This is a genomic window from Virgisporangium aurantiacum (genome assembly GCF_016863635.1).
GTDB classification, from domain to species: domain Bacteria; phylum Actinomycetota; class Actinomycetes; order Mycobacteriales; family Micromonosporaceae; genus Virgisporangium; species Virgisporangium aurantiacum.
The window spans coordinates 190,729-204,952 of record NZ_BOPG01000023.1 but is presented as its reverse complement, the minus strand read 5'-3'; the positions used below and the strand labels follow the sequence as shown (position 1 = coordinate 204,952).

7 protein-coding genes and 1 pseudogene are annotated in these 14,224 nt (G+C 65.8%); 3 read left to right on the top strand and 5 right to left on the bottom strand.

Annotation, left to right across the window (positions count from 1 at the left end):
* Window positions 1–4: 4 nt before the first annotated feature.
* Together Vau01_RS18050 and Vau01_RS18045 are read right to left on the bottom strand one after the other, a co-directional pair.
* Window positions 5–1,045, bottom strand: a complete 1,041-nt coding sequence (locus tag Vau01_RS18050; protein ID WP_203993879.1) for an LUD domain-containing protein — start codon at window positions 1,043–1,045, stop codon at window positions 5–7.
* Window positions 1,046–1,075: 30 nt separating this feature from the next.
* On the bottom strand, window positions 1,076–1,966 hold the full coding sequence (locus Vau01_RS18045; protein ID WP_203993876.1) for a sigma-70 family RNA polymerase sigma factor: 891 nt from the start codon (window positions 1,964–1,966) through the stop codon (window positions 1,076–1,078).
* Between the two features lie 88 nt (window positions 1,967–2,054).
* On the opposite strand from Vau01_RS18045, the gene Vau01_RS18040 reads away from it, so the two are divergent.
* On the top strand, window positions 2,055–2,378 hold the full coding sequence (locus Vau01_RS18040) for a VOC family protein (protein WP_203993874.1): 324 nt from the start codon (window positions 2,055–2,057) through the stop codon (window positions 2,376–2,378).
* 269 nt (window positions 2,379–2,647) lie between these two features.
* Window positions 2,648–2,986, top strand: a pseudogene (locus Vau01_RS65680) (DUF2637 domain-containing protein); the annotation flags it as partial.
* A gap of 379 nt (window positions 2,987–3,365) precedes the next feature.
* On the opposite strand, the gene Vau01_RS18030 reads toward Vau01_RS65680, so the two are convergent.
* Window positions 3,366–4,058 (bottom strand): excalibur calcium-binding domain-containing protein, encoded by a 693-nt coding sequence (locus Vau01_RS18030; RefSeq protein ID WP_203993872.1) that lies wholly within the window; start codon window positions 4,056–4,058, stop codon window positions 3,366–3,368.
* Window positions 4,059–4,846: 788 nt separating this feature from the next.
* Between Vau01_RS18030 and Vau01_RS18025 the strand changes: the two genes are divergently transcribed.
* Entirely contained in the window at window positions 4,847–8,680 is a 3,834-nt protein-coding gene (locus Vau01_RS18025) for an Eco57I restriction-modification methylase domain-containing protein (protein ID WP_203993870.1), read from the top strand.
* A 19-nt stretch (window positions 8,681–8,699) separates the two neighbouring features.
* On the opposite strand, the gene drmD is transcribed toward Vau01_RS18025, so the two are convergent.
* Window positions 8,700–11,825 (bottom strand): DISARM system SNF2-like helicase DrmD, encoded by a 3,126-nt coding sequence (drmD, locus tag Vau01_RS18020; RefSeq protein WP_203993868.1) that lies wholly within the window; start codon window positions 11,823–11,825, stop codon window positions 8,700–8,702.
* Window positions 11,826–12,070: 245 nt separating this feature from the next.
* Window positions 12,071–14,224: a UvrD-helicase domain-containing protein gene (locus Vau01_RS18015; RefSeq protein ID WP_203993866.1), complete on the bottom strand. Its 2,154-nt coding sequence runs from the start codon at window positions 14,222–14,224 to the stop codon at window positions 12,071–12,073.

Below are 14,224 nucleotides of genomic sequence, written 5' to 3'. Positions count from 1 at the left end.
TCGCTCAGAACCCGATGGCCTCGCGGAGCAGGAGGACGGTGCCGCGTCCGGGGTGCGGCTCCGCGTTGAGGATGAGGATGCGGTTGGTGGCACTCGGTTGCCCGTAGACCCCCAGGGCGCGCTCGCTCTCCAGCGGGAGGCAGTGGTCCTCGATGCGACGCAGCGCGGTCGCCAGGTCGGGCACCACCTTCTGCGCCCCGACGACCCAGATCGCGCGGGTCGCGCCGCCGGCGTAGCCGGGCAGCTGGCTTCCGCTGGCCGAGGCGGCCACGAGGGAGCCGGTTTCGGTGACCGCGTGAACGCTGCCAACGATCACGTCGGGGACGGCGAGCAGCCGCAGGATCTCGGCCATCTGGGTGGCCCGGTCCATCGCGTGAGCGCGTGCCTTGACGGACTCGTACCGTCCGCTGGTGTTGATGTCCTCGTCGATGCCGGACAGGCGGAGGGTCTCGCTGGCGCCGGTGAACACGCTGGCGCCCGCCGGAATCAGCTCCTTGACGCGGTCCCGGGCAGCGGCGGCGTCGTCGAGGATCTCGACGTCGAAGTTGTTCGCCCGCAATGCTTCGGCCACCCGCTCCAGGCGCTCCGACGATGCCGGCTCGGTAAAGGGCACCGGCGCGGAACCCGCCAGCGGGCTCGTGTCGAGGTACCTGACCTCGTAGACCCGCTCGGCGAACTTCCAGCCGTCGTCGGTGCGCCGGTAGCGGTCGTGGTAGATGGCGAAGTTCTCGCCCTGGCGGCCGTCGAGGGCGCGCGCGAGCTCGTGGATGTAGGTGCGGCCGGACGCCGAGTCGCCGTCGAGGCGGATCGTGCCCGGGTGCGTGTTCTGCACGAAGAAGTCCCACTGCGCCTGCAGCCGCTCGCCGCCGGCCCGGATCTCCTCCCGGCCGATCAGCTCGACGGGGATGTTGGGCATCCGCAGCACGCCGTCCTCGGTGAACAGCGATGCGAGGCGGGCGCGGTCGCGCATCATGGCCGCGTCGGTGAACTCGCCGCGCAGCGCCTCGATCTCGACGCGATCGGCAATGACATCAAAATCGCTCATGCCAGTACGACACCGCGGCCCATGAAAATGTCAGGCGTCCACCTCGATCGCGGCGATGGCGGCCGGGTCCATGCGCAGGTCGATCGCGGTGATGGCAGCGCCGTCGAAGGTGAACTCGAACACCACCCGCACCGTGCCGTCGACCAGCCACGCGGCGCCGGGTGCACCGTCCACCAACGCCTCGACGGCCGCGCGTGCGCGTCCCAGAAAATTCTGCGCGACCGCCTGCGCCCCGCGGACCTCGGCCGACGACCCGGCCGCGACCGCCACCGCGTCCGCGCGGACCACGACGTCGGGGGCGAGCACCGCGAGGAGACCGGCGAAGTCGCCCTCGCGCGAGGCGGCCAGGAACGCCCGGACGACATCACGTCGCTGCTGCGGCTCGGCGGGCCGGTCGGTCGGCACGCCGCGGACCCGACCCGGGTCGGCGGGCTGGTCCGTCGGCACGCCGCGGACCCGGCGCCGGGCCCGGCTGGCCAGCTGGCGGGCGGCGGCGGGGGTCCGATCGACGATCGGGGCGATCTCCTCGAACGGCACGCCGAACATGTCGTGCAGCACGAACGCCAACCGCTCGGCCGGGGTGAGCGTGTCGAGGACCACCAGCAGGGCCACCCCCACGGCGTCGGCCTCGACGGCCTGGTGCTCGGGACTCTCGTCGCCCGCCGGGTCGCGCTCGGGCAGCGGCTCCTCCCGGCGCGACGTGCGGGAGCGCAGCATGGTCAGACATACCCGGGCGACGATGGTGGTGAGCCAGCCGGCCAGGTTGTCCACCTCGTCGGCGCCGGCCCGGTTGGCGCGCAGCCACGCCTCCTGCACCGCGTCGTCGGCGTCGCTGCGCGAGCCGAGCATCCGTTGCGCCACCGCGGTCAACCGGGGCCGGTGCGCCTCGAATACATCGGCCGGAAAATTCTTCTGCTCCACCGGTCACATCCCTTCGTCGACGTCGGTCAGGGAGGTGACCAACCGGAGGGCGCCGATGTGACGGCCCCACGTTTCGGAGGAGTTCACGATGAAGACGATTATCTTCCCGGTGACGGACCTGGCGGCGGCCAAGGCCGTGTTCGGTGCCCTGCTCGGCGAGCCGGTCATGGACGAGCCGTACTACGTCCAGTTCGCCCGCGATGGCCAGGAGGTCGGTCTCGACCCGAACGGGCACGCCAAGGGCATGACGGGTCCGGTGGCGTACTGGCACGTCGAGGACATCAAGGCCGTGGTGGGTGAGCTGATCGCGGCCGGCGCGGAAGAGGTCCAGGGAATATCGGACGTGGGGGGAGGCCGCCTGATCGCGTCGGTGCGCGCCGGTGACGCGGTGATCGGCGTCCTCCAGCCCTAGCCAGGCGTGGGGCGGGCGGGGTTCGAACCCGCGACCGAGGGGTTATGAGAGTGAAGATTGTCGATGGATTTGATCTGGACTGATCCCGGCGCGGGGCTGTGACCTGCGGTTTTGTTTACGAGGGTCCGGCCCCGTTCGGAGCGGTTCGGACTGGTACGGGGCAGTACCCTAGCAAATCCCTAGCATGATCTTGGACCTCCTTCTTCGATGGAGGTCGATGTATGTCTTCTGTTCGCCCGCGCCTTGAGGGCGTGGTTCAGGTCGGCATCATGCTGGTCATCGGGGTAGCGGCCGGGGCGGCGAGCTTCCGGCACGTGCACGATGTGGCGGCGGCGCACGGGCAGGCGGGGTGGTTGGCCTGGGCCGATGCGGCGACGTTGGAACTGATGTCGATCGCGTCAGGGCTGGAGATTCGGCGTCGCCATCTGGCTTCTCTTCGCGTCGCCTTCCCGGCGACGGTGTTGGTGTGCGCGGTTGTGCTGTCGCTGGCTGCGCAAGTGGTCGAGGCGGAGCAGTCTGTCATCGGGTGGTTGGCGGCAGCGCTGCCGGCGCTGGGGTTCCTGGCGATGGTCAAGCTGGCGATGGCGCGGACTTCCGGTCCCGGACCGGTGGACTCGAAGTCCTCGCCGCTCGACCAGCAGTCCTCGCCGCAGGATCCTGTCGCCGCGGCGCCGGACTCCAACGCGGTGGTGATCGTGTCCGGGACGGCGATGGCCCTCCTGGACGAGCCGGCCACGAAGGTCGAAGCGATGCGGCGGGCATTCAAGGCCGCCCTGGCGGAAGGACGAACGCCGGACCACCGGGAACTTGCCGACGTGACCGGCGCCGACCTGTCTCACGCCCGCCGAGTCCACCGACGCCTGGTCGACTCACTGGCCGAGTGACGATGGAGCGCCGGTCCACCTCGATGGGGGGTGGACCGGCGCTACTGCGTTTCCAACGCGGCCGTCGCTCTTGCACATTCGCTCGTTCGCCAGATGTGCATGACTACTTGTCGCAGGCGAACCCGTCGCCGTCGCGGTCGAGTCCTGACCGGTAGCCGGGCTGGCCCCGGCGGAGCGGCGCTTTGCCTGCCGCACGTACCTCGTCGCAGTTGCGGTAGTAGACGTCGGCGGGCGGATCTGCCGGTGCGGCGGTGGTCTGCGGCGGTGGATCTGCCGGCCGCTGCGCGGTAGGAGCGCTGGTCGCTGTCGTGACGAGCGGTGCCGCATCAGGGCACATGTGCTTGACCGCTGCGGCGACAAGCCTGGCACCCTGCAACTGGGTGACCTGTACGTTTCCTCCGCTGTAGCGCTGGGCGGCCCGAGTGGCGTGCTGCCCCGCGGGAAGGCCTCCACGGATGTCATCGCACAAGCGCCTCCCCCAATCGACGGCGCGGTTCTCGTTACCACGAATGAGATCTGGTCCGATCGTCCGAAGCTCGGTCAGGTACGCCGTCGGGTTCTCAGCAGATGAAGGGCTCGGCGGAGACGATGTCTGCGGAGGTGCTGGCGGCGGCGTTGCCGCGACGGCCTGCGAGGATCCGGTGGACTTCTCCTCGTCATCGCTGAGCGCGGCGCCGATTCCGCCGCAAATCAGGAATGCCGCAACGATGGGCAGCGTGATCCACAAGGCGAGATACTTTGACGGTGGTCGCCGCTGGGGCTGCGATTGATACGGCGCCTGCGGATAGGGGTTCACGGACGCCGATGGTAGGGGTGTACACACTGCCGGACAGGCCGGATCGACAATGTTCAGCCGAACGCCGGAAACGACAGAGCGACCGTTCGGGGCGACGTCGTCCAGCCACACGATGGCCGCGAGTACAACTGCGACCACTCCATTCGAGGGCCAGTTCCACTCATCGATTACGGGGTTGACGAGGGCGCAGCCAATCGCCCTGGCAAAGCAGCGGGAATCCGCATGAGGGTGATCGACCGCCAAAGTCGGCGATTGCGCCACTGCGGCGAGTCAGCCAGCCCGGCTATCGGCCGGATGTCCATTCGCAACGTCAAGTGTGGACTCGATCAACGCCTTCGCCAGTCAGGAATGGCCGCGCACTTCGAACGCTGAACGCGGCTATTCGCCTCAAGGCCCACCACAGTCGCGGAGGCAGTGACGTCTCGCACCGGCAACGGGGCGGAAGCCGATCGAGGTATTGATCCGGAGCGCCGCGTAGGCGACGATGACCAGAGGACATAGCTAACCGTGAACGAGACCGTACGGATCGTACTGTCCAAGATCATCCCTGCGGGGCCGGTCCCGACGACACCGCGAACTCGTCGGGCGTAGAAAACCTTGGGTGCCGCAGACGCCGCGAGGGGGTCGCCATGGGCCGGCACTTCCGTTTCCGAACGAACGTCGAAGGAGATCATCCCGAGTGGCTCGCGGCGGTGGCCGTCTCTGGGCCATTTCTCGCCTTGCCTGTACTCACCCGAGTGTGGCCGACCCTTCAGCCCATCGACCGTGCGTGGTGGCCCACGCTGCGGGTGGCACGAGCCGAAGGAGATCTCGATCCAAATCTTTGGAACGACTTCCTGCTACGTCGGCTGTGCGGCTGGGAAGAACTCCTGCGGCAAGACGGACTCGGCGGTCTACGCATTGACATTCCGGAACACTCGACGTCTGTTGAGCCGGACTTTGCGCTGCTGGACCCAGCCGATGGCAGCCCGCGCCTGCTTGGCATGACACTCAAACCGGGGAGTCATCCAACGGTCCGCGTCGCCGGTGACGCTTGGCCAGCGACTCCGGTAGATCGGATTGCCCGGTTGTGCCGACATCACCGGGTCACAATAGGCCTGGTCACCGACGGCCGTTGGTTCGCACTCGTCGCAGCACCCCTGCACTCGGTTACCTCAACAGCTGTCTTTGACACCGCAACCTGGACGGAAGCCGCCGACCGGAAGGTGGTGCGAGCGTTCGTCTCACTCCTGGAGCGTCGAAGGTTCTTCTCCGTTCCGGAGGAAGAGACCCTCCCCGCCCTACTTCGCGAAAGCCTGGACCGGCAAGCTGAAGTCACCGGCGCGCTCGGCAATCAGGTCCAGCGGGCGGTCGAGATGCTAGTGACCGCGATCGGTTGGTACGACGTCCGACAGCAGCAGCAACATCGGACGGGGCTCTCGGACGTTTCGGCGGCCGAGGTTTATCACGCTTCGGTGACCATGGTCATGCGCGTGGTCTTCTTGCTTTATGCCGAGGAGCGGGGGCTGCTTCCCGCTGACAACGATCTCTACTCGCGGTCCTACTCCGTCAGCAGTCTCGGAGAAGAGCTCGAACGCCGAAGTCAGGAAACGAGCGAAGAAGACCTGGAGCAGTCCCGCAGTGGATGGCTGCGGCTCCTTGCGGTGTGCGACGCGATCCACCTTGGAGTAGGTCATGAACGCCTCACGATGCCGACCTACGACGGTCCTATGTTCGATCCGGGAACTCACCCGTGGCTAGATCAAGTTTGGATCGATGACAGAACGGTGCTGCACATGCTTGCAGCGGTGCGGTTCGTCCGTATCGGCCTCGAAAGACGTCGACTGTCTTTTCGATCACTTCGGGTCGAGCAGATCGGGCACGTGTACGAACTCTTGTTGGCGTTCGATGCCTTCCGTGCCTTGGACGTCATCGTGGAACTTGAGTGGTCACCAAAGCGACCACCCACGAAGGTTACCCTTGCCAACCTCATGCGACTGCTGACCAGCGCGATCTCACCGGCGCAGCGAGCAGCGGCCTTGATCCAGGAGTACGGCGAGAAGACTGTCGGCAGCCGCTCTGCTCTCACCCGACGCTTAGAGGCGATCGACGGCCCCTCGCGCGTCGCGGCAGTTCGGCTGCTGTACGCAGCCACCGGCGGAGATCGAGAGCTTGCCGATCGGCTGCTTCCCGTCGCCGGCATCCTCGCTCGGGACCTCCGTGGTGTGCCGGTCGTGGTGCCACCTGGGGCGCTCTACGTTTCCGGATCAGGGGCAAGGGCAAGCACTGGCGCGCACTACACCCCACGCGAACTGGCGGACGAAGTCGCCGAAGGTGCGCTAGAGGACATCGTCTATCTTCCTGGCCCAGCGCAAACCGCCGACCGGAGCTTGTGGAAAGTACGCTCGGTTCGTGAGCTGCTCGCCCTACGTGTGGCGGACATCGCGGCTGGGTCAGGCGCGTTTCTCGTAGCCGCATGTCGATACCTGGCCGAGCGACTCATTGAGGCATGGGCCGATCAAGGGGACGTCGAGGCGCGCGAGGTTGTCGAGTCGATCCGCCGGGACGGCCCTGCCGACGATGTGGAAGCGGACCCGCTCACCATCCGAGCGCGGCGAGCGGTCATTCAGCATTGCCTGTACGGCGTCGACATAAACCCGATGGCCGTGGAGATCGCCAAGCTCAGCCTTTGGCTAATTTCCTTGGACAGGACCAAGCCGTTCACTTTCCTCGACCATCGCTTGGTAGCCGGTGATTCCCTACTCGGCATCACCTCGATTGTGCAGCTCGAGGAGTTGCATCTGGACGCGACAGCGGGACGGGTACTGCGTTCCCGCCGGGTCGGAGATCCTGGGCGCGGTGTCCGTGAGCTCGTCGCCACAACCGCACGCATTCGACGAGAGCTCGCCAAACTCGCTGACGATAACCTTCCTAACGTCCAGCGGAAGGGCGAGTTGTGGCGGGAGACCCAGCGAAGCACCGCGTGCGAGCGGTTGATAGCCGACCTTGTAGTTGGGGCGACTCTCGTCAACGCCGGGCGAACGGAACGCCAGTTGAACGTGGACCTGGTCGCGGTCGCGGACCTCGCCCGGCGGATTACTTCGGACCGGCCGGGTGCCGTAGACGAGGCCCGAACTCTCGCCGATCGATGGTTAGCATCCGACCTCATGGAGGGGGATGCACCCCGGGTACCGCTTCACTGGCCGCTGGTCTTCGCCGATGTCTTCGAGGAAGGTGGATTCGACGCCGTCGTCGGCAACCAGCCGTACCTCGGCGGACAGAAGATCACCGGCCTGCTCGGCGATCGATACCGGGAGCTGTTGGTCTGCCGGATCGGCAGCGGCGCGCGGGGCAGCGCTGACCTTGTCGCATATTTCGTGTTGCGTAGTCACGAGCTGCTCAACAAAAGGGGCGTGGCTGGACTAATCGCAACCAATACCCTCGCACAGGGCGATACTCGAGAGGTAGGGCTGGCGCGTCTACTTGCTGCCGGAGTGACCATCCGCCGGGCGACAAAGAGCCGTCGGTGGCCTACCACGTCAGTGACGTTGGAGGTATGCCTGGTCAAGACTGCCCAATGTGCCCCTGGAACGGATTCGGTACAGGAGATAGACGGCTCACCCGTACGTGCCATCACTGCGTCGCTGGAACCGGCATCCAGGGTCAGCGGAGCGCCCTACCGGCTGGCCACAAACGCTGACATCGCGTTCCAAGGCTCCATCGTCCTAGGTCTGGGATTCACGATGGAGCCCGAGCGGGCGCGGGAATTGATCGCGCACGAGCCTCGCAGCGCCGAAGTCTTGTTTCCGTATCTCACCGGACAGGACGTCAACTCCCGTCCTGATAGTTCCGCGAGCCGTTGGGTGATTAACTTCCACGACTGGACGACGGAGCGGGCCGCTGGGTACGCAGTCCCCTTTGCGCAGGTAGAACACTCGGTGAAACCTGAGCGGGCCGGCAACAACCGTAAACCGTACCGAACATTCTGGTGGCATTACGCGGAGAAGCGGCCGAAGCTCTACCGCTTCATTAGGGACATGCCGCAGGTGATCGCGATCACGCTGGTGAGCAAGGCAGTGATGCCGATGATGGTGCCAACCGGGCAAGTCTTTGCTCACAAACTTTGCATTTTCGCGACTGGCGATCTGGCGATGTTGGCGGTGCTGAGCAGCGCGCCGCACTACTGGTGGGCAATTAATCGCAGCTCAACCATGAAGGCAGATCTGAACTATTCGCCATCGGACGTATTCGAGACGTTTGCACGACCCGAGCTCACGGGCGACCTGCGCAAACTCGGAGGCCGGCTGGACACCTACCGGCGGGATCTGATGCTCGGACGGCAAGCTGGCCTCACCGCGACGTACAACCTCGTGCACAACCCCGCCTGCCGGGATGATGACATCGTCGAACTGCGCCGCCTCCACGTCGCTATCGATGAGGAGATGATGCGAGCGTATGACTGGACCGATCTGACCCTCGACCACGACTTCCACGAGACCCGACAGGGTGTCCGCTACACGTTCGGGCCGGTCGTTCGTCAAGAGATCCTCGACCGACTCCTCGAGCTCAATCATGCCCATCATTCCGCAGAACAGCGCGATGCCGCTGTGCATGCTCCTCGTCAGCTCGAGCTGGACGACTGAACGGCCACCTGTCTGGTGGTCATCGGACAGCCTCTCGCTGAGGTACGACACAGATCACCGCGACGGGGAAAAGGTGCGCTGTGGGGTTGGCATACCGAGCGTCAATCCGGCCCAGCTCGCGTTGCCGGTCGGACTCCAACCTGGCAAGCCGCTCCTCCCAGGAACGGCGGTCGTTGCGTGCCTGCGTCAGCTCGCGTGGGTCCTTCAGCAGGTCCAGCAACGTCAACTCGGGTTCATCATCGAGCTGACGGCGCAGGCTGTCGCCAAAGCGGTCAAGGGTGACCTTGATGCGCTGGCGCTCGTCTTCACGTCGTTTCTCCAGCCGGACGTCGAGGCTAGACCCGCGGTCCTTTGCGCGATTCTCCAGCGCGTTGAGCAGCCCGTTCCGCAGACGTGGCCAGGCCTGAACGAATCGGTCCTGCAATCGCAGACTGGCCGGCGTGCCGTCAGTCAGGACAGCGCTCAGGATCTCCCCTAGAGCACCGAGGCTCTCCACTCGGGCGAATCGTCCGTCGGCGCGCATCCAGCCACCGGCAGAGAGCACCTCCTCGTGAAGGCGGATGCCGTCAGCTCCAACAAGGACGTAGCGAGCGAATGCCGCGATCATCGGCCCACGGAGGCTGGCATGATCGCTGACGACGGCGGCCACGCGGTGCAATCCTGGTTCACTGCTCCAGACGGCTGCTCGCAGCAGCCGAGTCGACATGGCGACGAGTGGGTGGTTGAGGTGCGCCAGGACGACGTCGTCACGTCCCTTCACAGCTTCCGAGTCGAAGGTGATCGGGCGCTGCTCCCCGGTGAGCTTGTCGATGAGCCCGTCGACCGTGCGCCCCCAGGCACCGGTGAGCGGCGGCACCTCGTACAGCCCTTCGCTCAGGTGTTTGTCGTCCAGGTACGGCCGCAGTGGCTGCTGGCGCGCAAGATCGAGAGCGGTACTGACCACTCGCTGCACATTGGCTGGGGTGATGTCGAGGCTTCTCACCGTGCTGTCGATCGTCTGGTGCAGCCGATCGACCTGCTCGCGTACATTGCGTTTAGCTGCCACGCCGCCTCGCTCGGAGCGACGTTTCGTCGCCTTGGAACGAGCGCCGAAGACGTCGAAGGATGAGTCGAGCCGGCCGAGCATCCGCTGTTGGACGGCTTCGGCGAGGACCGCGTTCACTCTGCCGAGATCGGCCTCCATATCGGCTACCTTGCGGGCCACCCGAGAAAGAAACTCCAGGTCGGCCTCGAAGGAATTGCTGGCCTTCTCCCACCCCACGCCGACGAAGTGGAAGATCTCCGGCGGGTTCCTCTGGCCGTACCGGTCGATCCGGCCGATTCGCTGTTCGAGCTTGTTCGGATTGAACGGGATCTCATAGTTGACCAGCCGATGGCAGTGGTTCTGCAAGTCGATGCCTTCGCTGGCGGCGTCGGTTGCTAGCAGGATGCGCACCGGATGCTCGACCGGGTCGGCCTGAAACGCCAGCCGCAGCAGCTCCCTCTCGTCGCCGTCCATCCCGCCATACAGCAGCGCCAGCCGTTCTTCGCCGAGCCCTCGACTGCGCAGTAGCTGCTCAAGCCAAATCTGGGTGTCGCGGTACTCGGTGAAAATAGCCACGCGCTCATTGGTCCAGAGCTTGCCGTCGGGTCGACACACTGCAACGAGAAACTGGACGAGCTTCTCCGCTTTGGCGTCGGGGCGGCCTTCGTGCGCTCGCGCCCAGTTGTCCATCTGACGAAGCAGCGCCAGCTCGTCCTCAACCGGCTCCGGGGTGAGTCGGCCGGAGATGCTCAGCGCGCTGTCCTCTGTCTCAGCGAGCTCCTCGTCATCGAGGGTACCGACCTCTTCGATGAAATCGTCGTACCACTCGTCCTCGTCGAACCTCGCCGGCACGGTTGTCGCCGAGCCGACCTTGGTACGAAGCGTTTCTGTGTATACAGCGACGGTGTGCGCGAATGCCGCCGGGGAGGAAAACAACCGCTTCTTGAGTAGCAGGGTCACCAGGTCGGCAGCGCGCTGACCACGCTGCGCTTTCAGTCGCTTGCGTCGCAGCGCCGTGAATTCATTGAGCATGGCGTGAACGTTGCGTTCATCCTCGGGATACTCGACGGCGAGTTCCTGGGTGCGTCGCTCAACGAAACGGCGAGTGCCGTCGGCGTTCACGATATCGCGCTTGAGCCGACGTACCACGGTGTCCTGTAACGCCGGCTCATCTGGTGGTACCCCTCGCGCAAACCGCAGCGGATCGATGAGTTCCAGCAGTGCGGTGTACGAGCTCTGATAGCCGTTATGGGGAGTCGCGGACAAGAACAGCCGGTGCCCGAAATGAGGCGCTAGCCTTCGCATCAATTTGGTCTGTTGCGAATCGACTGCGTACTCCTGTTTCGGCGCGGCCGGAGCGACGTGGTGCGCCTCGTCGAGAATGAGCAGGTCGAATGTGGGTGTCTCGGAGGGGCCGTCCGAGGGCAGCACTTCGTCCAACAGCCGCTGGGCGCGAGGACCACGCAACCACGGCAGACTGAGGATCGTCAAGGGGTACGTGCGGAATGGATTGGCGGCCGACCCGTGGGTGCGTCGGAGCGTGACGCAACGGGAGCTGTCGACGATCACGAAGTCCAGGCCGAACTTCTCGGCCATCTCGTCGCGCCACTTTACGGTCAGCCCAGCCGGACAAACGATCATGACGCGGCGGACGCGGTGGCGCAGCAGAAGCTCCTGAGCGACGAGCCCTGCCTCGATCGTCTTGCCAAGGCCGACGTCATCCGCGAGCAGCAGGTTGACGGCCGGAGCTTCCACCGCTCGGGCGACCGGCTCGAGTTGGTAGTCCTCGATAGCGACGCCGGATCGGAACGGCGCCTGTAGGAGGGTCGTGTCGGCCGAGGTGACCGCCGACCAGCGCACCGCGTCCAGGAAGGCGGCGAGCCGCTGCGGCGGATCGAACTGATCGGCAGCCAGGGTGGGCAACGACCCGACCGGAAGGATCCGCCTGCCAGGCTCGATCTCCCAGACCACGTCGAGGGTCTCGCCGTACCGACCATCTTCAACGCTCTGCAGGGTCACGACCGTACTTGACCCATCGCCGGATCGGTCAAGATTGCTAACTACCCAGCGGTGCCCACGTACCTCAACGAGTGTGTTGACCTGTAAGACATCGGTCGACATTCGACCCCCTCAATCACGCAGTGCGATCCCTCAGACTCGCTCCGCAGTAATCTAGATGCCGATCCTTCCACTCGCATCGCCAGCTGGGGAGTCCCCTGAGGAGTTTCCTCCACTTCCGCCGGTGCCTGAACATAGATCCAGGTGCCCAGTTCAATGTCTGTCGGTCGGCGTAGACATCGGCGGAGTAACGACGCCGCCGTTCGCCCGCGCTGACAATCGTCGGCGAACCGACGCCGTCAGGGTCGCTACGACAACGCGGATCGGTCCGAGAAATGGGTCAGGAACGGACTTGCGGTTCCACCCCACGACACCCACAACGCTTCCCTCGCCCGCGTGCAGGCGACGAACAGCAGGCACCGTTCGCGAAGCAGATCACTGTCGTGCTGGATCCGGTCGACGTCGGCCGGCGTCACCTCTCTTGCGAACGGCACCGCCGACGCCGTCATCCCCACCACCGCCACGCACCGGAACTCCAGCCCTTTCATCGCGTGCATCGTTCCGAGCCGTACCCCGTCGTGGTCCGCTCCCGGGTTGTCCTTCAGCCGGACGGTAGGCACACCAGCGTCGGAAAGCGCGCCGTTGATCTTGTCGAGCAGCACGTTGAACCGAGCGCACACGGCAACCTCGCTCGCCGGCACGCCGCTGCCCAACCAGCTCTCGACCTGTTTGACCAGTGCGGCAACCTCGTTCTGCTGCGCCGGATATCCGGTCGCGGATGGCCGTGTGCCATGTAGCAGCGATAAGTAGCCGGCCAGGTCATCGCTGCCGTCGCCGGTCAGGTCCTCCACGGGTGTGGCATCGAGCAGCCCGATGGCCCAGGTGAGGATCTCCGCCGTACTGCGGTAGTTGACCCGTAGTCGGCTCGTCCGCCCGGTCACCGGTATGCCCAGGGCGGTCATCGACACGCGGGAGTCGTAGATCCGCTGGTGCGGGTCTCCGGTGATGAACAGGTCGTCCGGACCCTTCGCCACGGCCGCGCGCAGGACGCGCCACTGGGCCGGATGCAGGTCTTGCGCCTCGTCGACCACGACGTGGTCGTAACCGTGCTCGCTCAGGTCGGCGGTCCGGAGCAGGTCGGCCGCCTTGGCGCACATCTGAAGCTGCGTCGCCCGGCCCGACGCGCGCATGTCCGACGCGAACGCCGACACCGCTCGCCATACCTGCTCGCGCTGCGCGGGCCGGAGCGTCGAACCGCGACCGCGTCGGCTGACGGATGCGTACTGCTCTGCACTGCGCACGTCCTGCGCCAGTACGACGTGGCGGAACTCTTGAGCCAGGAACTGTTCGGTCCACGGCAGGTCCAGCCGGCGAATGACGCGGCGCCACGCCTGCCTCTCGTCGGCGTCGCCGACGGTGGTCGGCGCACGTCCTGCAACGTCTCGTACCACCTTGTGCGCGAAGGCGTTGACGGTCGTGGCGTCCACCCTCGACAGTTGGGTCTCGTCGTCGAGCAGCAGGGCAAGGTTCTCGCGGAGCGTGGCGGACAGCGCGTTGGTGAAGGTGGTGAGCAGCACGCGGGTTTGGGGCGACCGCGTCAATAGGTGCTTGACCCGGTGCAGCGCGACGACGGTCTTCCCTGTACCCGGACCGCCGGTGACCTGCGCCGGGCCGTTGTAGGAAGGCCGGTAGGCGACGCGGCGCTGTGACGGGTGGAGGTAGACCCGCCAGGCGGCGAACGGCTTGTCGAGGATGTCGGCGAGTTCGTCATGGCTGGTGACGAGCTTGATCCGGCTGGTGGTGTTGGCAATGGCCGTCGCCAACGAGTCGCCCGAGGCCGGTTCCGCCGGACGCCGTTCGGCGACCACGTCGCGGTACACCTCGTCAGGGCTGAAGCCCTCAGCCAAGTACTGCAGCACCTCGAACTGGTCCTCCGGCAGAAGTACGCCGAATGCGTGCAGTTGCTGTTTGTCCAAGATCGTGCGGACCGCCCTGAGCACCTGGTCGTCGATGCCCAGGTTCCGGAGCGCAGTGTCGGAGTGGCGCGCGAACAGGAGGGTCGGCGCCTCCGCCGCGGCCTGCTCCAGCGCCGGAGTCAGTTGTTCGATCGCGACGACGTTACGCACCTCCAGACCACGGGTCGCCGTGTTGACGGTGTAGAGCTGCCGCGCGGCCCAGGTGTAGGCGTCGTCGTGCGGCACGACGTTCACGAGCAGGAACGTGTCGCTGCCATCGTCGGGAGCGAGAACGACGCCGCGCCAGAAGTCGTTGACGCGGATGGTCCGCATCCGGGGGTCGCGGGCGTTGTTCACCGACTCCAGATGCAGGCCCTTGTCGGCGTAGAGCTCCGCGATAGTCAGTTGTTGGAACTTCGCCATCGCCTTGCGGACGCCGGACTTGACCTGCTTTTCGAGGGTGTCAAAGGCGTCCCAGAAGCTCTTCGCAAGCGCGAGTTGGGGCAT